The 21,801-nt window shown below is 29.6% G+C and carries 16 protein-coding genes and 1 riboswitch; of the genes, 1 reads left to right on the forward strand and 15 read right to left on the reverse strand.

All coding sequences use genetic code 11. The features are described 5' to 3' along the window. Window positions 1-117 precede the first annotated feature (117 nt). Window positions 118-1,494: an MATE family efflux transporter gene (locus tag ABHC41_RS10750; protein ID WP_195928877.1), complete on the forward strand. Its 1,377-nt coding sequence runs from the start codon at window positions 118-120 to the stop codon at window positions 1,492-1,494. A gap of 42 nt (window positions 1,495-1,536) precedes the next feature. Here ABHC41_RS10750 and ABHC41_RS10755 read toward each other — a convergent pair whose 3' ends face one another. The 15 genes from ABHC41_RS10755 to ABHC41_RS10825 form a co-directional block, all read right to left on the reverse strand. Further along, complete coding sequence (locus ABHC41_RS10755; RefSeq protein ID WP_092921939.1) at window positions 1,537-1,809, reverse strand: hypothetical protein; 273 nt, start codon at window positions 1,807-1,809, stop codon at window positions 1,537-1,539. Window positions 1,810-1,841: 32 nt separating this feature from the next. Beyond that, entirely contained in the window at window positions 1,842-2,858 is a 1,017-nt protein-coding gene (gene tsaD, locus ABHC41_RS10760; protein WP_195928879.1) for a tRNA (adenosine(37)-N6)-threonylcarbamoyltransferase complex transferase subunit TsaD, read from the reverse strand. Between the two features lie 2 nt (window positions 2,859-2,860). Continuing rightward, window positions 2,861-3,316 (reverse strand): ribosomal protein S18-alanine N-acetyltransferase, encoded by a 456-nt coding sequence (gene rimI / locus ABHC41_RS10765; RefSeq protein WP_240275485.1) that lies wholly within the window; start codon window positions 3,314-3,316, stop codon window positions 2,861-2,863. Then, window positions 3,306-4,022: a tRNA (adenosine(37)-N6)-threonylcarbamoyltransferase complex dimerization subunit type 1 TsaB gene (tsaB, locus tag ABHC41_RS10770; protein WP_271893831.1), complete on the reverse strand. Its 717-nt coding sequence runs from the start codon at window positions 4,020-4,022 to the stop codon at window positions 3,306-3,308. Before tsaB ends, rimI begins: the two co-directional genes overlap by 11 nt. Next, the gene (tsaE, locus tag ABHC41_RS10775) at window positions 4,022-4,474 is read right to left on the reverse strand and encodes a tRNA (adenosine(37)-N6)-threonylcarbamoyltransferase complex ATPase subunit type 1 TsaE (RefSeq protein ID WP_195928883.1); all 453 of its coding nucleotides are present in this window, start codon (window positions 4,472-4,474) and stop codon (window positions 4,022-4,024) included. The genes tsaB and tsaE overlap by 1 nt, the downstream gene beginning before the upstream one ends. 610 nt (window positions 4,475-5,084) lie before the next feature. Next, entirely contained in the window at window positions 5,085-6,563 is a 1,479-nt protein-coding gene (locus ABHC41_RS10780; protein WP_166506102.1) for a basic amino acid/polyamine antiporter, read from the reverse strand. 94 nt (window positions 6,564-6,657) lie between these two features. Beyond that, the gene (gene hdcA, locus ABHC41_RS10785) at window positions 6,658-7,620 is read right to left on the reverse strand and encodes a histidine decarboxylase, pyruvoyl type (RefSeq protein WP_166506103.1); all 963 of its coding nucleotides are present in this window, start codon (window positions 7,618-7,620) and stop codon (window positions 6,658-6,660) included. 1,465 nt (window positions 7,621-9,085) lie between these two features. Further along, the gene (locus tag ABHC41_RS10790) at window positions 9,086-9,700 is read right to left on the reverse strand and encodes an ECF transporter S component (protein WP_240275481.1); all 615 of its coding nucleotides are present in this window, start codon (window positions 9,698-9,700) and stop codon (window positions 9,086-9,088) included. A 117-nt stretch (window positions 9,701-9,817) separates the two neighbouring features. Then, window positions 9,818-9,937, reverse strand: a riboswitch (FMN riboswitch). A gap of 126 nt (window positions 9,938-10,063) precedes the next feature. Beyond that, the gene (locus ABHC41_RS10795) at window positions 10,064-11,221 is read right to left on the reverse strand and encodes an amidohydrolase (protein WP_271893835.1); all 1,158 of its coding nucleotides are present in this window, start codon (window positions 11,219-11,221) and stop codon (window positions 10,064-10,066) included. A gap of 20 nt (window positions 11,222-11,241) precedes the next feature. After that, complete coding sequence (locus ABHC41_RS10800) at window positions 11,242-13,380, reverse strand: Tex family protein (RefSeq protein WP_240294280.1); 2,139 nt, start codon at window positions 13,378-13,380, stop codon at window positions 11,242-11,244. A gap of 80 nt (window positions 13,381-13,460) precedes the next feature. Then, a protein-coding gene (gene prfB, locus ABHC41_RS10805; RefSeq protein WP_195238454.1) for a peptide chain release factor 2 occupies window positions 13,461-14,571 on the reverse strand; the annotation gives its coding sequence in 2 pieces (ribosomal slippage) (window positions 13,461-14,495 and window positions 14,497-14,571; 1,110 coding nt in all). Between the two features lie 15 nt (window positions 14,572-14,586). Next, complete coding sequence (gene secA / locus ABHC41_RS10810) at window positions 14,587-17,259, reverse strand: preprotein translocase subunit SecA (protein ID WP_240275479.1); 2,673 nt, start codon at window positions 17,257-17,259, stop codon at window positions 14,587-14,589. A 198-nt stretch (window positions 17,260-17,457) separates the two neighbouring features. After that, window positions 17,458-18,006 (reverse strand): ribosome-associated translation inhibitor RaiA, encoded by a 549-nt coding sequence (gene raiA / locus ABHC41_RS10815; RefSeq protein WP_092921917.1) that lies wholly within the window; start codon window positions 18,004-18,006, stop codon window positions 17,458-17,460. A gap of 607 nt (window positions 18,007-18,613) precedes the next feature. Then, window positions 18,614-19,384 carry a ComF family protein gene (locus ABHC41_RS10820; protein ID WP_271893838.1) on the reverse strand — a complete coding sequence of 257 codons (771 nt, stop codon included), beginning with the start codon at window positions 19,382-19,384 and terminating at the stop codon, window positions 18,614-18,616. Then, entirely contained in the window at window positions 19,385-21,607 is a 2,223-nt protein-coding gene (locus ABHC41_RS10825) for an ATP-dependent RecD-like DNA helicase (RefSeq protein ID WP_271893841.1), read from the reverse strand. Window positions 21,608-21,801 lie beyond the last annotated feature (194 nt).

Genomic DNA, 21,801 nt, shown 5'->3' on the forward strand with positions numbered 1-21,801 from the left:
ATATCATAATATAAAATGTTTTTAATTTAAATTTCTATTATTTATATAGTTACACACATACTTTATTATGATATTATTTAACAAGATGATTTTAAAATTAAATAAAGGGGTGATATTTTGCAAGGATTATTTTCTTTAAATGATGATAATAAGATGTTCTATAAAGTGCTTGTATCATTATGTATTCCTATAATAATACAACAACTTATATCAACATCAGTAAATGTAATAGATACTATGATGATAAGTAGTTTGGGCGAAACATCAGTAGCTTCTATCGGTGTTGCAAACCAGTTCTTTTTCTTATTTAGTATGTCTCTATCAGGTATTACTGGTGGTGCTGGAATATTTATTTCTCAGTTCTTTGGAAAAGGTGATACAACTAATATTCGTAAGGTAACAGGATTTACTATTATACTAGCAGTTTTACTTAGTCTAGTATTTTTTATACCAGCATTAATCATACCAACCGAAATTATTCATATATTTTCATATGACCCTGAAGTAATAAGACAATGCACAGAATACTTTAGTATAGTTGTATTTTGTTATCCTCTTATTGCTATGAGTAGTGTTTTTAGTGTAGGCTCAAGAGGAATTAGAAATCCTAAGCTAGGTATGATTTGTAGCTCAGTTGCGTTAATTGTTAATATAATTCTTAATTATGGCCTTATATTCGGTAATTTAGGGATGCCTATGTTAGGTGTTAAAGGTGCTGCACTTGCTACGGTTATAGCTAGAATAGTTGAATTTTCTTTACTAATTGGATATGTATACTTCTTTAAAAAAGATTATACTTTAAAGTTTGGTATAAAAGAATTAAAACTTATTGATAAAGAGTTTTCTTCATCATTTTTAAAAACTAGTTTTCCAATCTTCTTAAATGATACTGCATGGGCAATTGGTACAGTATTGTATTCAGTTGCGTACTCAAAAGCTGGTACTTCTGCCATAGCCGCTAGTCAAATAGCAACAAGTACAGGTAACTTCTTTATAATGACTGCTGTATGTATAGCTATAGGTGCATCTATAATGTTAGGTAATGAACTTGGCGCAGATAATATTGATAGAGCTATCTCTTATGCTAAAAAGTTCTCTGCTCTTGTATTTATTACAGGGCTAATTTTTGGAGGGTTGCTAATATTAAATATTCCTCTATTATTAAATATATTTAGTGTTACACCAAATTTAGCTCCTGATATAACTAAAATATTTATTATAATGGGTATTTTAATGGCTCTTAAGTCATTTAATACATTAATAATAATAGGTGTTTTAAGAAGTGGTGGAGATACTAGATATGCCTTATTTTTAGAGCTTGGATGTATGTGGTTAGTATCAATTCCATTAACATTTATAGCCGCATTTAAAGGTGCTCCTATTTATGTATTAGTATTATTAACTTATAGTGAAGAACTAGTTAAATTTATATTTGGTGTTCCAAGAGCTTTATCTAAAAAATGGGCTGCAAATATAGTAAAAGAAATGAATTAATTTAAAAAATAACTCTGAGAAATTTCTCAGAGTTATTTTTTATCACATTGTACCTATAAGTGCACTAAAAATATATATCACTAAAAATAATGTACTTATAATCCATAAGCCCACGGATATTTTTTTATTTTCTTCATAATAAATATATGATGCTATAAATCCAGAAACTATAGCTCCTGAACATAAAAAGTCTATTATTGATGTAGCTAATGAGCTTGCTAATATAGCATATAAATCTATTATTGATGTAAATACTAATAAAAACATAATTTGAAATATCACTGCTACAATTAACAGTACATTTGCTTTTTTCATAATTTCCCCTTATAACTTACAATTTATTGTGTTTATCTCTGTCCAATTTTTAGATTTGGAACAGCATTTAAACTCATATCATCTATTATTCCATTTATATAATTATAATATCCTGCACAACCTATCATAGCTGCATTATCTGTACATAAATCTACTGGTGGATATTTTATATCTATATTATTTTCTTTTCCTAATTTTGTTATTTTTTCTCTAAGTGCTGAGTTGCAAGCAACCCCTCCTGCTAAAGCAATTGTATTGTATCCTTTTTCCTTAGCTGCTTTTATTGCCTTTTGAGATAATACTTCTACAACAGCTTCTTGGAAAGATGCGCATACATCTTCTACTACTATTTCTTCTTTTTTCATCTTTTTAGCATTTAGATAATTTAATACAGCAGATTTTAATCCACTAAAACTAAAATCATAACCTTCATCTAAATAAGCTCTAGGAAAATCTATTGCATTTTTATTTCCTTGCTTAGCTAACTTATCTACTATAGGTCCTCCTGGATATCCTAATCCCATAGCTCTCGCTATCTTGTCAAAAGCTTCTCCAGATGCATCATCTCTTGTTCTTCCAAGTATTTCATATTTACCATAGTCCTTAACTTCTACTAAATGAGTATGTCCACCAGAAACTATTAAAGTTATAAATGGTGGCTTTAAATCCTTATGAGCTATATAGTTTGCACTAACATGCCCTTCTATATGATTTACTCCTACAAGTGGTTTATTTAAACAAAATGCTAATGATTTTGCATAAGATAATCCAACAAGTAAAGCACCAACTAAACCTGGTCCATAAGTTACTGCTATATGATCTATATCCTTTAATTCTATTTTAGCTTCATCTAAAGCTTCTTGTAATACTCCATCTATATTTTCTATATGCTTTCTTGATGCAACCTCAGGAACTACCCCACCGAATTTTTTATGTAAATCTATTTGAGTTGAAACTATATTTGTCAAAACTTCTCTACCATTTTTTAAAATAGCTATAGAAGTTTCATCACAACTACTCTCTACTGATAATGTTATTATATCTTTCATTACTACACCGCCTTTATATCACTCCACATAATCATGGCATCTTCTTTGTTGTTGCTATAGTATTCTTTTCTTATTCCTGCTAACTTAAATCCATACTTTTTATAAAGATTTTGAGCAACTATATTTGAAACCCTTACTTCTAAAGTCATTGATACTATATTACTTTCTCTGCAAAGCTCTACTAGTGCTTGTATTAGCTTGTCTCCTATTTTTCTACCTCTATAATCTTCATGTACCGCTACATTAGTGATATGGCCTTCATCAACAACAAACCATATTCCAACGTAACCTACTACTTTATCATCTATTTTAGCAACTAAATATCTAGCAACATCGTTACTTAATTCTTTTTTAAATGCATCTTTAGACCAATAATCTTCAAAGCAGTTTTTTTCAACCTCAAAAACTCCGTCAATATCTTTGGCCGTCATTCTTTCTATAACTATATTATTTTCCATCATTTAACCTCTTCATCTTTTCATCATATTGAACTTCTGCTTGAGATTTTCTAATATATACTGGATTTATAGTATAGCAATCATGAACATTTATATTATTTTTATACTTTTCAATACCTATTACACATAAGCTACTTGCTTTATTTACATTATGAGAAGGTGCTGGTATATGTATATTTTCTATTTCCTTAATCTTGTCTTCATATTTATATACAGCTTCTCCAACTAATATCCAATCTTCATTAGAGTTTGATAATTCTTCTAATAAATCATCTATCTCTACTACATCTACACCTTTTAACTCAACTAATTTTCCATTTTCATATTTATATTGTCCCATATAAACTTGAGTTCTTTGTGCATCTAATATAGAGCATATTTTCTTATCACATAAGTCCATATTCCCAGCTAATAATTCTACTGAATTAACACCTACCATTGGTATATTATTTACATGTGATATAGCCTTTGCTGTAGCCATACTTATTCTAAGTCCAGTAAATGATCCAGGTCCTTCACATATAGCTATTAGGTCCATATCATTAACATTTAAATCACTCATCTTAAGCATATTTTCTATCATAGGCATAAGCTTTTGAGAATGTGTCTTTTTTGTATTTACTGTATATTCACATATTAATTTATCATCTTCTATAACAGCTATACTTGTAGCAAGAGAAGATGTATCTATTCCTAGTACCTTCATTATTTTGTCAACTCCTCAACTATCTTTTCATATTTTTCTCCCACTGGATTTAATATCATTTCTCTAGACATATCTTTGTATCTTAATTCTATATGTAAGTATTCTTCTGGAAGTATGTCTTCTATTAGATTTGCCCATTCTATTATACATACTCCTTCTTCATTTATATACTCATCATATCCTATATCATACATTTCATCACTACTACCAATTCTGTATACATCAAAATGGTATAAAGGCATTTTTCCTTCATACTCATTTACTATTGTAAATGTTGGGCTAGTTATATAATCATCTACTTCTAGGGCCTTTGCAAGACTTTGAGTCATTGTAGTCTTTCCAGCTCCTAAATCTCCTATTAAACATATAACACTTCCTGGTGTTAGCAATTTTCCTAATTTATATCCAATTTCTTTTGTTTTATTTTCATCTTCTAAATATATTTTAATCATAAATTCATCTCCATAAATAGTTTGAAAAAATTATCAACTAGATATTATTATATTATAACCATCTGGTATTATAAAGTATTTATAAATATAATATACATTTATGGTTGACTTTTTGAAAATAGTGAACTACTATTTAATTAAGAATATAAGTTAATTGAAACCATGAAGGTTTTTAAAGGTACAGGTGTATGTACTTTTAAAAACCTTTTTTAAATTTACTCTATATTCCTAACCCTTTTTAAAATAATTATTTCCTACTGCCTGTAATGTAGGCAGTTTTTTCTTTTTAGTTTAATATTTTATCCATATTCATTATAAATAAATTTTTTTATAAAATATGTATATAATCTTTCAATATGATAATAATTATAGTATAAGAAATATTTATTCCCCCAAACAATATATTCCTTATTCCCCTAAAGCACTTGCTAAGAAATTAGTAGGTGCTTTTTACTTTGAATACACATATAATTAAGTTAGAGATATGCAAATAAAGAAACAAAGTTAATAATAAATATATTCTTATATAAAAAATATTTAATTTCTAAATAAAACGAAAAAATAGAGAGATTAATTTTTATAATCTCTCTATTTTTTCGTTTTATCTAAATTACATAAATTTAAATAGATATATTAAACCTACTATCCCAAGCACTATTAGCCCTATAGCAACATATCTTTCTATCTTAGTAAATTCAGGTTTATCTGGCTCTATTTCTTTTCTTGCTTTTTTAAATACTGGAATACCTATCGCATAGATAATTAGTGATATTAATAAATATTCTAGCCCCGCTGCATATAATAACCATAACCCATATATAGTACCTATTATGGCAGTTATATATGCATAAGTACGGCTTGCAAATATTTTTTTCGGATAAGCATCCTCTTTTGAAGATATTTTATATAAGTATAAAGTTGAAGCTATATAACAAGGTAAAGCCATAACACTTGTTATACTTAACATCATATTCCAAGCATTTCCGGTAAAGTGAACACATATTAATATTATTTGCATTACAATAGTAGATGCAAGTAATGAAAATGATGGTGCTTCTTTTTTATTTTCTTTTGTAAATACTTTAGGGAATGTTCCATCTTTTGCTGCTGCATATGGTAATTCTGTTAACATAACTGTCCATATAAGCCAAGAACTTAGAATGGCTATAATTACACCAACATTCATTATTATACTACCCCATTTACCCATTATAGTCATTAAGACTGCTGCAGTTGACGGTGGTGCCATTTTAGATACAGCCCCTTGAGGAACTACACCAAGTGGTAATAATGAAAGCATAGTGTATAGTAAAAGACAAGTTAAGAACCCTAAAAATGTAGCTTTCCCAACATCTTTTTGTGATTTAGCTCTACCAGATACAACAACCGCTCCTTCTATACCTGTAAATACCCATAAAGTTACCAGCATGGTACTCTTAACTTGAGGCAATAATCCACCTAGCGCGCTATCATGAACTGATGCAACAGTTTTTAAGCCCCAAAAATCAGTAAAGAAGAGTGAAACTTTAAATGATATAGCTAATACTAATATAAATATAGCTAATGGAACTAGTTTACCGATTGTTCCTATTACATTTAAAAATGCAGCCTGTTTAACACCTGATAAAACTGCAAAATAAATAACCCAAAGTACTATTGACCCACAAACAATAGACAACCAGTTATTCCCACCTGTAAAATATGATGGAAAGAAATAGTTAAGTGAATCCATTAATAGTACTGCATATCCTACATTGGCGAAAGAGTTACATATCCAATACCCCCATGCCATTAAGAAACCTGTAAATTTACCAAATCCTAACTCACCATAAGCATATATACCAGTTGTCACATCTGGTCTGGCTGCTGCAAGCACTCTAAAAGTATTTGCAATAAACCACATACCAAAACCAGTTATTATCCATGCAATTAGTATTGCACCGGCAGATGCATGCTGAGCCATATTTTGTGGTAGATTATAAACTCCACCACCTAGCATAGCACTTATTACTACGCCCGCTAGAGCAACTACACCAAGCTTTTTAGTGCTATTATCTTTCGCTTCGCTACCGCTACTTTTATCGCTCATAATAGCCCTCCTAAATTTCATTAAGTTTTATGAAAATTACTAGCTTTAAGTGCATTTTGTAATTTAAACTCTTAACAAAATGTACTTAAAATGATTATTTCTGAGTACATTCTGTTAATGGTTTAAATTCCATCTCATCTAACCACTCATTAAGTGTTAATTGATTTAAACTTGAAAACCCGCTTTCAGGTACTGCATCTCTTGCTAAAGTTACATATGGAGCACAAGTTAATGCATTTCCGATTTCACCTGGTTTCATTATTGTATATGCAAATCCTACATAAGTTCTATCAAATACTACATGTGAATCTCTACCACACTCTTTAACTGACCAAGCAACTGCTTTTCTGTGTTTTTCTAAGAATTTTTTTAGATCTTCTTCATTATCATTTTTTGTCCAAAGTCCCGCATCTTCTATAAATAAATCCGCACAATTATCTCTATCATTTGATAATGAAATTGCTATAAATGACCAAACTCCGTAAGCTTCTCCTTCTTTTAAAGGTCTATTTTCTTTTGGTCTATAAGATGTAACACTCTTGTTTGCGCATATTACATGAGCTCCTGGTATTGTTGGGAAACGTCTATTTTTTTCTGTACCGAATAATTCAATACCTGCTTCTAATAAAGGTTTAGCGTCATACACTTTAAGTGGTGTTCCATCAAATTGTTCTACATCAAATAATGGTTGTTCTTTTTCATCCGCTATATTCATATGTGTTGCTAAATCATAACCCCATACTTGCCCTGCTATACCACAAAAAGATGAAGCTGTAAGCATATTTATTTGACCGACATATGCATCATTTATTTCCGCTCTATCATATGAAACTATTCCGTCTAATAAGAAGTCATCTGTTTTTTTAACTTTACCAACAGAAACTGTAAGAACTGAAACATATCCATTTCCATAAGCTCCTGGCATTCCGTATCCATCACAGTAACGATTGTATGGACTTATAGCTGTTTTATCTACCTTAGCCGCTCTTACTTTTCTTACCTTTCTGGGGCCTACCCCTATAGTTCGATTTCTCTGTTCTTCTAAATTTTTGTTCATTTTGAACACCTCCCAAAAATTATATACAGCAAATCGCTGTACATGAGTACATATACCCTTGACAAAAAAAACAAAATCAGAAAACGTTTATTTCTTTATATTTAGAAATTTACTAAAGTTCTATATACTTGTACATTATTTTAATGATTATTTATATCATACGCTTTATTAGATATAATAAGTTTTTCCTTTCATAATTGTATATTTTTTCAATTTAACCTACTTTTTGTAGTTATTATAATAAATTTAAAAGAAATTTAATATGAATATAAAATTAATTTTTGTAGATATAAATGGTACTCCTTTAATAGATCAACAAACCATTTCTAAAAAAATAAAACTTCTATTAAAAGTGCTTTTTCTAAAGATGTTTATGCTGCTATCACTACTGACAGAGTATATTATTGTGCTAAATATACTCTGATTAAATCGGATTAAACACTAATAATAGCATCTAATAAGGCTTTTATTGATAGAAGTGGTGGGCAAGTTATTTACAAAAACTTATTAACATCTAGTGAATTTAAATATTCTCTAGATACTCCGAAAAAAATATAGAGTGTTTTCTTATTTAACTGCGAACTTTGGTGTTGCATCAATTAATGTACTTTCAAAAAATTATATTTATAAATTTTTAAATAATCATCTAAAAGACGATGAAAAAATCAAATTTAAAATTTTAAAAGAGATGAAATTATGTGTAAAAGTGATATCAAAAACGATTTATCAATGATTGAATACGCAGGATTTAAAGTTGCTATGGAGAATACAATTGATAAAGCAAAAAATTCGTTCAATATATAACATCATCAAATACTAATTAAGATGTTGCTAATCTATAGAAAAATCCGTATTAAAAACATGTAACAATTAATGAAATATTACATATACATTAGTTATAAACAGTAACCAAATATGCTTGTATGTACATGTGATTCAGAAAATAATTATATTGTGAAAGCATGAGGGAAATATCTTTCTCAGGTGTCCCGTACTGATATAATAAGTTTTAGTTTTTGGAGGTATTATATGAAAAACTAGATATACTCTTTATTATCTCTTATCGTATTAGTTACTATTAATTTTTTATTCTCTAAATTATTTAATACATCATTTATAGAAATGTCATTTTTAACAGGTTTATTAATATCAGTAATTATTTTTTATTTCTCTAGTGAAGGTGGCTTTTTTACTTCCAAAACTGACCTACCAATTAAGCACTTATTAGAAAGTGAATCTCGTAGAAATACACATTTTTTAAGATTTTATATAAGTCCTCCCTTTATAGTTTCTGTGCTATATACTATAATTGCTGCTATTTTAAGTATAATTGTATATTGGGAGTATTTTTAGTTAAAATTTAACTTACCAACATATTTATTAATTTATATCACTTTTTTAAATTTATTGTCATATAAAAAATTTATAAAAATAAAGCTATCCCTTCTAAGAGATAGCTTTATTTTTATTTCATTCTATTTAAAACTTTTTCAGTTTTTTTATACATTGGTAATGTTAGCAGAGACATTATTGTTGCTTTTAATATATTAAATGGTGCTATTATCCATATAACAAAACTTAACTTATCTACGATTACTGGATTTATCGCTGCACCCATTTCTATAACTGCTTCAATTGGCATTATAGTACTATAAAATGGTAACATGATAAAGTAGTTAGATAAACATCCTACTATTGTCATAACTATAATTCCTAATAAAAGACCAATTATAAGACCATTTGTTTTTCTTTTTTTGCTATATATATATGATACCGTCCATACAAATGATCCACCTATTATAAAGTTTGCTAGCTCTCCTACCCCGCCTGTAGTAGACATTCCTGTTATAAATTGAAGCAAATTCTTTAAAAAAGCTATCATAACACCAGCAGCAGGTCCTAAAGCTATTCCTCCTAAAAGTGCAGTTAAATCTGATATATCTATTTTTAAGAAATCTGGGAATAATACAGGTATTGGAACTGATATAAACATCAGTATATATCCTATAGCCGATAATATACCTACCTTTACTAATGTGGATGTAGAAAACATCCTATTACTTTTAATTGTTTGTTGCATAATTTTTTACCTCCTAATTTTTATTAGGAAAAATAAAAAGCTCGAAGATCTTACCTTCGAGCTTTTATGGATATAGCAAAAAACTATAAATATGTCCTTATGTAGAAATATTTCCATAAATATCTTCTCTCATCCAGACTTTACTGTCGGCTTTGGAATCTCACCAAATCATGCTACTTTTGTAGCTCGCGGGCTATAACCGCCGGTAGGGAATTTCACCCTGCCCCGAAGATCTTCAGAAACTATTTAATTTTCCGTATATTTTAATAATATTAAATAGTTTATTCAAAGTCAACTGGTTATTAGATATAAGTTTTTTGATATAGTTTTTTTATTACGATGACAATACTATTATACCCATATCTATCTTCTATAAACCACTTTTCCATCTATAATAGTCATTAGTACATTGCTTTGTATTTCTAGAGGGCAACCATCCCATACAACTATATCTGCATCTTTTCCAACCTCTAAAGATCCAACTCTATCTTCTACACCTAAAGTTTTGGCTGGGTTTATAGTTATAGCTTCAAGAGCTTTTTCTTTTTCCATACCATGTTTTACTGCTATTCCAGAGCATATTGGTAAGTATTGTACTGGTATTACAGGATGATCTGTTGTTAACGAAACTTGAAGCCCTTCTTTTGCAAGTATACCTGCTGTATCAAAAGTCAGATTTCTAAGTTCTATTTTAGATCTTTCTGATAATGACGGTCCAACTACAACAGGATATCCTTCTTCAGCTAATTCATCCGCTATAAGATGCCCTTCTGTACAATGATCTAAAGTTAACTTGATATCAAATTCTTTAGCTATTCTTATAGCTGTAAATATATCATCTGCTCTATGCGCATGAACTTTAAATGGTATTTCACCCTTTAATATAGGTATCATACATTCCATTTTCATATCATACTCTGGCTTATCATGATCTTCATGTTCTTCATATAATTCTATTTCTTCTAAATATTCTTCAGCTTTTTTTAAATGCTCTCTTAAAAGTGCTGCTATAGCCATTCTAGTTTGAGGCATTTTTTCATCTCTTCCATAACAGCTCTTAGGATTTTCTCCAAATGCAATTTTTGATGCCACTGGATTTTTAAGAACCATCTTATCTATTCTTTTCCCATAAGTTTTTATAGCTATACATTCTCCACCCATCACATTAGCACTTCCAGGTGTAGTACATACTGATGTTATACCACCTTGAACTGCTTCTGTAAATGTATTATCCATTGGGTTTATACCATCTATTGGGTTTAAGTGTGGTGTTATAGGATCTGTTTCTTCATTTCCGTCAGCACCTTCAAATCCCATTCCATCTTCCCATAATCCTAGATGTGTATGTGCATCTATAAATCCTGGAAATACAAATTTACCTTCTACATCTATTATTTTTATATCCTCTCGAGAAATTATATTACTTCCTATTTCCTTTATTTTTCCATTTTCTATAAGGATATCTCCTTCAATTATTCCATTTGTTATAGTGTTTATTACACCATTTTTTATAAGAAGCATATCTTCCCTCCTAATATAATTTATATGTTCATAGATAAAGCCACTCTTTGCTTATCTATATCTACCCCTATAACTTTTACATCGATAATATCTCCTACTGTAACTATGTCCATAGGGTCCTTTACAAAACTTTTACTCATTTGAGATTTGTGAACTAATCCATCATTTTTTATACCTATATCAACAAATGCTCCAAAATCTACTACATTTCTAACTGTTCCTTTTAGTACCATTCCTTCTTGAATATCTTCTATTTTTAAGACATCAGTTCTAAGTATAGGTTTTATGCCTTCTTCTCTAGGGTCTCTACCTGGCTTTTTAATTTCAGATATAATGTCCTTTAATGTTAATTCCCCAACTTCTAACTCTTCACTTAATTTTTTAAGCCCTATTTGTTCAACTTTAGAATCTATGTCTTCTATATTTCTGTTTTTTAAGTCGTCCATTGAATATCCTAATAATTTTAACATACTTTCGCAAGTCTTATAGCTTTCTGGGTGAACACCGGTATTATCCAAAGGATTTTTAGCATCAGATATTCTCATAAACCCTGCACATTGAGTGAAGGCTTGTGGCCCTAGCCTTTTCACTTTTTTAAGTTGTGCTCTAGATGTAAAATCACCATTTTCTTCTCTATATGCTACTATATTTTTAGCTATACTATGACTTATACCAGCAATATGCTCTAATAAAGAATATGATGCTGTATTTAAATCAACTCCAACACTATTAACTGAATCTTCTACAACTCCACCTAAAACTTGCTCTAATCTTTTTTGGTTAAGGTCATGTTGATATTGACCTACACCTATACTCTTAGGATCTATTTTTACAAGCTCTGCTAATGGATCTTGTAATCTTCTAGCTATTGATATAGCACCTCTTATAGATACGTTTATGTCTGGATGTTCTTCATTTGCAAGTTCTGATGCAGAATATACAGATGCTCCTGCTTCATTTACTATTATGTATTGAACTTCTTCATCCATTTCTTTAATCATATCTGATACTATTTTTTCTGATTCTCTTGATGCTGTTCCATTTCCTATAGATATTATGTCTATTGAGTATTTTCTTATTAATTCTTTTAATTCTTTTTTAGCTTCTTCTACTTTGTTTTGTGGCTGTGTAGGATAAACAGTTGTAAAATCTAATAATTTACCATTTTTGTCTACAACAGCTATTTTACATCCTGTTCTAAATGCTGGGTCAAATCCCATGACTACTTTATCTTTAACAGGTGGTTGTAATAATAAACTCTTTATATTTTTACCAAATACACTTATTGCTCTTTCTTGTGCATTTTCTGTTAGTTGATTTCTTATTTCTCTTTCTATAGATGGGAATATTAATCTCTTATAAGCATCCTCTATAGATGATATTATTTCTTCTTTTGATTTATTCTTTTCTTTTACATATTCACTTACTATATGATTTATTACTTTATCATTGTTTATTTCTAATTTAACTTTTAAGAATCCTTCCTTTTCCCCTCTATTTACTGCTAGTACTCTGTGAGGAGCCATTGTCTTCACTGCTTCATTGTAGTCGTAGTACATATCATAAACTGATTTTTCATCTTTAGAATTTTTTGTACTAATCATACCTTCTCTTAATGCTAATTCTCTTATATATTTTCTTATCTTAGCATCTTCTGAAACTACTTCGGCAATTATATCTTTTGCACCTTTTATAGCATCATCTTCACTATTTACGTCTTTTTCCGTATTAATGTATTTTTTAGCTTCTATACTTATATCTTCTACTTCTCCATTTAGTATAGCTAAAGCAAAATTTTCTAATCCTTTTTCTTTTGCTATAGTTGCTCTTGTTCTTTTCTTTTGTTTAAATGGAGCATAAATATCTTCTACTTCCTGAAGTGTATTTGCTTTTGCTATGTTTTTCTGTAATTCTTCAGTAAGTTTTCCTTGCTCTTCTATGATTCTTATGACATCTTCTTTTCTACTTTCTAAATTTCTTAAATATACTAGCTTATCATGAAAAGCTCTCAATACAACATCGCTCATTTCACCAGTCATTTCTTTTCTATATCTAGCTATGAAAGGAATTGTATTGCCTTCATCTATAAGCTTGATAGTATTTTTTATTTGTTCATCTCTAAGGTTAAACTCTTTTTTTAAGATTTCATTTATTTTCATATTTGTCCTCTTCTTTCGTAGAAATTTATATGTAGCCTCAAAATAGGGCTCGAGAATAAAATTCTCAAGCCCTTATTTTACTATTTACTAGATTTATTCATTTTTAAATATTCATTTATAAATAAATCTATATTTCCATCCATTACGCTATCTACATTACCTACTTCTGCATTAGTTCTATGATCTTTAACTAACTTGTATGGTTGGAATACATATGACCTGATTTGACTTCCCCAAGTTATTTGAGAATATTTACCTTGAATGTCTTCTATCTTTTCTTTTTGCTCTAACTCCTTAAGTTCTATAAGCTTCGCCATAAGCATTCTCATTGCTGTATCTTTATTTTTATGCTGAGATCTTTCGTTTTGACACTGAACTACTACCCCTGTAGGAATATGTGTTATTCTTACAGCTGAATCTGTGGTATTTACATGCTGTCCTCCTGCTCCAGAGGCTCTGTATGTGTCTATTTTCAAATCAGCTTGGTTAATATCTATATTTATACTTTCATCTAACTCTGGTAGCACATCTATTGATGCAAATGAAGTATGTCTCTTTCCTGATGGATCGAAAGGAGATATTCTTACTATACGATGAACTCCCTTTTCGCTCTTTAGGTATCCATATGCATTTATTCCTTCTATTAGAAGTGTTGCACTTTTTATACCTGCTGCTGGGTCTGATAGCATATCTAAGACTTTAACCTTATAATCCTTACCTTCTCCCCACCTAATATACATTCTTAGTAACATTTGTGCCCAATCTTGAGCATCTAAACCACCAGTTCCTGCATTTATAGATAAAATTGCATTATTTTTATCATATTCTCCGCTAAGTAATGTTTTAATTTTAAGAGTATCTATTTCTTTTTCAAGGTTTGATATAGACTCTTCTATTTCTTTTTCTATAGATTCATCATTTTCTTCTAGTCCCAATTCTATTAAAACTTCGATTTCTTCTAATGAATCTTTTAAAGTGTTAAATTCTCCTACTGTTTCTTTTAAAACCTTATTTTCTTGAAGAACCTTCTGAGCAAGTTCATTGTTGTTCCAAAAATCTTGCTCGTTCATTTTTTTCTCGTTTTCTTCTATTTTAGCTAGTGCACCAGCAATGTCAAAGAGAAACCCTCATTTCATCTAGATTTGAAGACATTGACTCTATGCTATTTCTATAGTCTTGTAATTTTAACATTTCTGTCCTCCGAAATTATCTACCACAACATTTTTTGTATTTTTTCCCACTTCCACAAGGGCAATCATCATTTCTTCCTACTGTCTCTTCTTTTCTAACAGTTTTGTTTGATGATTCTTCATCAGTATTTGATGATAAGTGGTCAACATCTATAACCTGTTTTCTTTCTACAGGCTCTTCTATAGTTATATTAAATAGGTATCTTACAGTATCTTCTTTGATATGCTTAGTCATTTCATCAAACATATCAAATCCTTCCATTTTGTATGCAACTACTGGATCTTGTTGACCTATTGCACGAAGACCTATCCCTTGACGTAATTGATCCATTGCATCTATGTGGTCTATCCAATGGTTATCTACTGATTGAAGTAATACTACTCTTTCAACTTCTCTCATTCTTTCAGATCCTATTCTTTCCTCTTTACCTTGATATATCTTCATTGCTATGTTATAAACTTCTTCTACTATTTGAGTAGTATTAAGTTTTTCCACATCTGGTATTTCTATACTTCCTTTTGGTAGGAATACATGATATAAGTAATCCCTAAATCCAACGAAATTAAATCCATTTTCTAAAGTATATGCAGCTACTGTGTCTTCTATTATAGATAAAATCATGCCTTGTATTTGTTCTTGTAAGTTTTCACCCTCTAATACACGTCTTCTCTCAGCGTAGATTATTTCTCTTTGCTTATTCATAACATCATCATATTGAAGTACATGTTTTCTTATACCAAAGTTTCTACCTTCAACTTTCTTTTGAGCACTTTCTATTGATTTAGTTAACATCTTATGCTCTATAGGCATATCTTCTTCAAGACCTATTTTTTCGACAACAGAAGTTATTCTCTCACTTCCGAATAATCTCATAAGGTCATCTTCTAAAGATATATAGAATCTTGAACTACCTGGGTCCCCTTGACGACCAGCACGTCCTCTTAACTGATTATCTATTCTTCTAGATTCATGTCTTTCTGTACCTATGATAGCTAAACCACCAGCTTTTAAAACTTCTTCTTGCTCTGCTTGAGTTTGCGCTTTATATTTTGCATATAATTTTACGTATTCTTCTCTAGCTGCAAATAAGTCTTCATTTCCTTCTTTTTCTATTCCCTCTAATGATGAATCTACTTTATTTATAATGTCTTCTTCGTATCCCATTTTCTTCATTTCTTTTTTAGTTAAGAAAGTAGGGTTACCTCCTAGAACTATATCCGTACCACGACCTGCCATGTTAGTTGCTATTGTTACTGCTCCTAATCTACCAGCTTGTGATATTATTTCTGCTTCTTTTTCATGGTATTTTGCATTTAATACTTCATGCTTTATTCCTCTTCTTTTTAATAGATGAGATAATAATTCTGAAGTTTCTATTGAAACTGTACCTACTAGTATAGGTTGCTTTGTTTTATGTCTTTCTATTATATCCTCAGCAACTGCATTAAATTTACCTTTCATATTTTTATATACAGAGTCTGGTAAATCTTCTCTTTGTATCCCTTTATTTGTAGGTATTTGAACAACATCCATTTTATATATTGCTTTAAATTCTTCTTCTTCAGTTTTAGCTGTACCTGTCATACCTGATAACTTGTTGTACATTCTGAAGTAATTTTGGAATGTTACAGTAGCTAATGTTTTTGATTCCCTTTGTATTCTTAAACCTTCTTTAGCTTCTATAGCTTGGTGTAATCCTTCAGAGTATCTTCTACCAAACATAAGTCTTCCTGTAAATTCATCAACTATAACTATTTCTCCATCTTTAGATACATAGTCAACATCACGCTTCATTATAACGTGCGCTTTTAATGCTTGGTTTATATGATGATATAACTCTATATGAGCTACATCAGTTATATTATCAACATTGAAGTAAATTTCTGATTTTTGTATACCTGATTCTGTTAAAGATACCGCTTTTTGTTTTTCTTCTATCTCATAGTCATCTGGCTTTAGTGTTAATACAAATGTATTTGCATCCGAATATAAGTGAGTAGATTTATCTCCAGGTCCTGATATGATAAGAGGAGTTCTTGCTTCATCGACAAGTATTGAATCGACCTCATCCACTATAGCATAGTTTAATTCTCTTTGAACCATTTGTTCTTTATGTATTACCATATTATCTTTTAAGTAATCAAACCCATACTCATTATTTGTTCCATAAGTTATGTCACATTGATATTGTTCTCTTCTAACTTCTGGAGTTTGACCGTGAACTATTACACCTACAGTCATTCCTAAAAACTCATATACTTTTCCCATTTGCTCTTTATCACGTTTTGCTAAGTAATCATTTACAGTTACTACATGTACCCCTTTTCCTGTAAGAGCGTTTAGGTATACTGGAGCTGTTGCAACCAATGTTTTACCTTCCCCTGTTTTCATCTCTGCTATTCTACCTTGATGTAGCACTATCCCACCTATAAGCTGTACTCTATAGTGTCTCATACCTAGTACTCTTTTAGATGCTTCTCTAACTACAGCAAATGCTTCTGGTAAAATACTATCTATACTTTCTCCACCATCTAGTCTTTCTCTGAATATATTAGTCATATTCTTAAGTTCTTTATCTGTCATAGGCTCGAACTTTGATTCTAAAGAGTCTATTTCATCAACTATCTTATTGAATTTTTTTAGTTCTCTTTTATCTGCCATATTGAATAAATTATCTAAAAAACCCATGTTTAGCATCTCTCCTCGCTCATTTATTGTACTATTATACATTTTACCATAAAAACAATAGATTTTATATTGTTATATTTACCATGTATTTACTTGATCTCGCTTAATATCTACAAACAAAATAAATGCCACTAACAAAGATTTTATATGTCTTTAATTAGTGGCATTATTTTTAATATATAAATACATTAATACAGATTACTCATGTTCTATCATCCCATATCCACCATTTCTACGTCTATAAACTATAGAAATATCATCAGTATCAACATTTCTGAACATATAGAAATCATGTCCTATAAGATCCATTTGTAAAACAGCTTCTTCTGCACTCATAGGCTTCATATCAAATTTCTTATGTCTTTCTATAACTATGTCTATATTTTCTTCATCCTCAGAATAATCACTATCCTCTAATAAATCATCTGTTTGATATCTTATACTCTCATTTACATGGTGTCTATCCTGCAATCTTTTTTTATATTTTCTTAATTGCGTATTTAATTTATCATATACAACATCTATAGCAGCATATAAATTTTCTTCTATATCTTCTGCTCTTATTATTGGTCCACTTATAGGGATTATTGTTACTTCTATTTTGTGTCTAGCTTTTTTAGCACTAACAGTTACTTTAGCCTCTGTTGATGGATGAAGATAATAATCTAACTTACCTATTTTTTCTTCTATCGATGACTTTATTCCATCTGTTAGTTCTATTTGTTTTCCAGATATAATTATATTCATAAGAACATCTCCCTTCGGTTATAACGGTATAAAACTTATATTTTATACTTACATAATATATTCTATATCGACTTATACAATCCTTTATTTTTATTGTTTACTTTTATAATTCATTATATTCAAATAAAGTTATATTATTTTATTTATTAATATTTACTATTATCATGTGGATTAATGTTTTTATTACCTTTGTGGATAATGTGGATAAATTTGTTAATAACTCTTAAATACTGTATTTCTAGCTATTCATAATTCTTCAACTATCCACATATATCAATAATAATTGTGATTAATTTGTGAATTATTGTCGTAATTTAAATTTTTGTAAAAAAAAAGCACCTCTAAAGGTACTTTTGAATATTTAGCTGACCTGGTTTTTGACCCCACACTCGCCTACTGGAGGGTTCGCTTGGGTTTGCCGCACTACTAGCTCTCTCGATTTTGTATCGGTAGGTCTTACTTCTAAGCCGCACCATGATCATTAACCCAATTTTTAGTGTTAACTTACGTGGATCCCTTTGCCTGCGACTGGCTTGGACTTTCAACCACAGACCTAAATATTACTTATCTATTTTAATATTTTAGTAACCTAATGTCAATAGCAATTTTAGGTATCAATGGTTCTAGTTAAAAATGTTATCACTGTAACTCTATTTACATTATTTAACTTTAATATTTTTGATATTTCATTTACTGTTGACCCTGTTGTAAAAATGTCATCTACTAATAAAATATTCTTATTTTTTAATTTAAACGATTCTTCCTTTAATGCAAATACATTCTTTAATTCTTTCTTTCGCTCTTCTTTATTTAATTTGTAAAGTCTTTTTGTATTTTCAGTTCTTACAATTATATCTAAAACATCTTTATCTAATAGCTCACCTAAGTACTTAGCTATTTTCTCTGATTGATTAAAGCCTCTTTTTCTTTTTCTTCTTTTATGAAGTGGAACAAACAAAATATAATCAAATTCTAAAGGCTCTAATTGTATCCTTTCTTTCATTATAGTAGCTATATACCTACTCATATATGTCTTGCTATTATACTTTAATCCAAAAACTACTTTTTTGCTAAATTCACTATATTCTATACATGATATAGCCCTATCAAAATAAAAAGATTTACATTTGCAATATCTACAATTGTAAATATCTATTTCTCCTAAAGAATCATTGATAGTTGGTTTTCCACATTTTAGGCATCCATCTAATATAAAATGTAATTCCTTAAAACAAGATGCACATAATGAATATGTATTTATAGTTTTTATAGGATTATTGCAAATAATACAAGATATATTATCTGGATACAATAACTCTAAGCTTGTATGAAATATTTTTCTTATTAGTTTTCGTTTATGTATTAAGAGATTATGCATCTATTTAATTAACAAACCTTCTTCCTTAAATTTATTTAGCTTATAGGATAAATTCGAATGTCTATTATTAATTCTATTATTCTTTATCATGTATTCTAAATACTTTACATTTCCTACTAGTACAACTAGTTTTTTTGCTCTAGTTACTGCTGTATATAATAAATTTCTACTTAAAAGCATTGGTGGCGCCCAGGTTATAGGTATTACAACTATTGGAAACTCACTTCCTTGGCTTTTATGAATAGTAGTACAATAACTATGATCTAACTCATCTAGCTCATCATAGGTATATGATACAATTTTAGCTTGATCAAATATAACATATACTGTCCTTTTATCTTTATCTATATAATATACATATCCAATATCACCATTGTATATACCTTCTCCACTATCAGTTTTATCCTCATTCTCCCATTTTCTAGTATAATTATTTTTTATTTGCATAACTTTATCGCCAACTCTAAAAATCCTTCGTTGGAAGTTTTCCTCTACTTTATACTTTTCTGGTTTATTAAGATGCTTTTGAAGTTCTATATTTAGATTTGTAACTCCTAAATCTCCTTTTCTCATAGAAGATAAAACTTGTATATCTTTTAATTTATCTACATTATAGAATTTAGGTAATCTCTCACTTACTAAACCTATTATTTCATTTATTATCTCTTCATTGGTATTTTTTCTTATAAAAAAGAAGTCTTTTCCTTTGGAGTTTAAATGTAATGGCTGTCCATTATTTATTTTATGGGCATTAACTACTATCATACTTTCTTGAGCTTGCCTAAATATCTCAGTTAATCTAACTACTTTTATAACGCAAGAATCTATCATATCTTTAAGTACATTTCCTGCACCTACTGATGGTAATTGGTCACTATCACCAACTAATATAACCCTTGTTCCAGGTTTAATTGCCCTTAGTAAAGAGTACATTAGTAAAATATCAACCATAGAAACCTCATCTATTATTATTACATCGGCTTTTATTGGCTCTTCTTCATTTTTCATAAATTGAAGTTCATCACTATCTGTTGCATATCCCATTTCGAGCAATCTATGTATAGTCTTAGCCTCTTTACTTGAAGTTTCACTCATCCTCTTTGCTGCTCTTCCTGTTGGGGCAGCTAATACAACTTCTTGATTATTGTTTTCAAATATTTTTATTATAGTGTTTATAGTAGTGGTTTTTCCTGTTCCCGGACCACCAGTTATTATTACTACGCCACCTTCTATCGCTTCTTTTACAGCTAACATTTGATTGTTAGCAAGCTTTATACCTTCTTCTTTTTCTACTACTCTTATCTCTTCTTCTATATCTATATTCAAATCTTTAAATTCATGCTGAGATAATTTTATTATCTGTTTACATACTCCATTTTCCGATAAATAGTATGGTATTAAATATATTAGATGTTGATTATCTTTTTTCTCTATATGTATTTTTTGATCATATGCAAGTTCTAGTATACACTCTTTTACAAGCTCTCCTTTTACCTCTAATAATTTAATAGCTTCTTGTATAAGGATATTTTCTGGTAGGTATGTATGACCATTCCCTAATGATTGGTTTAGAGTATAGAGTATTCCTTGAGAGACCCTATCTTTTGAATTTTTTTCAATTCCTATTTTACTAGCTATATTATCTGCTATTTTGAATCCAACACCTCTTATATCTTCCGCTAATTTATATGGATTCTTGTTTATAACTTCAATAGCTTTGTTTTTATACTTTTTATATATCTTCATACAGTAGTTAGGAGTTATTCCATATGGAGAAAGTTCTATTATTATATTTCTAAGTTCTCTATTTTCTTCATAGCTTTTTACTATCTGATCTATTTTCTTTTGACCTATACCATCCACTTCACTCAGCCTATGAGGATTATTTTGAATTATATCTAATGTACTTACTCCAAACTTATCCACTATTTTTTTTGCCATTTTTTCTCCGATTCCATGTATCATACCAGAAGATAAGTATACATATATCCCCTCCAGAGATGTTGGTGTTACTGGCATAAATTTATTTACTTCAAACTGAGTTCCATAAGTTTTATGATTTGTCCATTTTCCTTCAACTTCTATGCTTTCCCCCACCGATAAAGTAGGCATACAACCAACTATGACTACTTCATTATCTGAGTTAGCCAAGTGGGCTATAGTGTACCCATTATCCTCATTTTTAAATACTATATCACTTATCATTCCTTCTAATCTTTCCATATTCATCTCCTACAACCCATAATATTTCTATCGTTCACTTAAGTTGTATTTATTATACCTTTTATACAAAAAAAATTCACCCCTTTAACTGGGGTGAATTATCTATAGTTATTTTAAATTATTGTCCTAATGCTTCTTTTCTTAATAGCTCTGCTTTATCAGTTCTTTCCCATGGTAAATCTATATCTGTTCTA

It is taken from the genome of Romboutsia sp. 1001216sp1, from assembly GCF_039841805.1.
Lineage (GTDB): Bacteria > Bacillota > Clostridia > Peptostreptococcales > Peptostreptococcaceae > Romboutsia_C > Romboutsia_C hominis.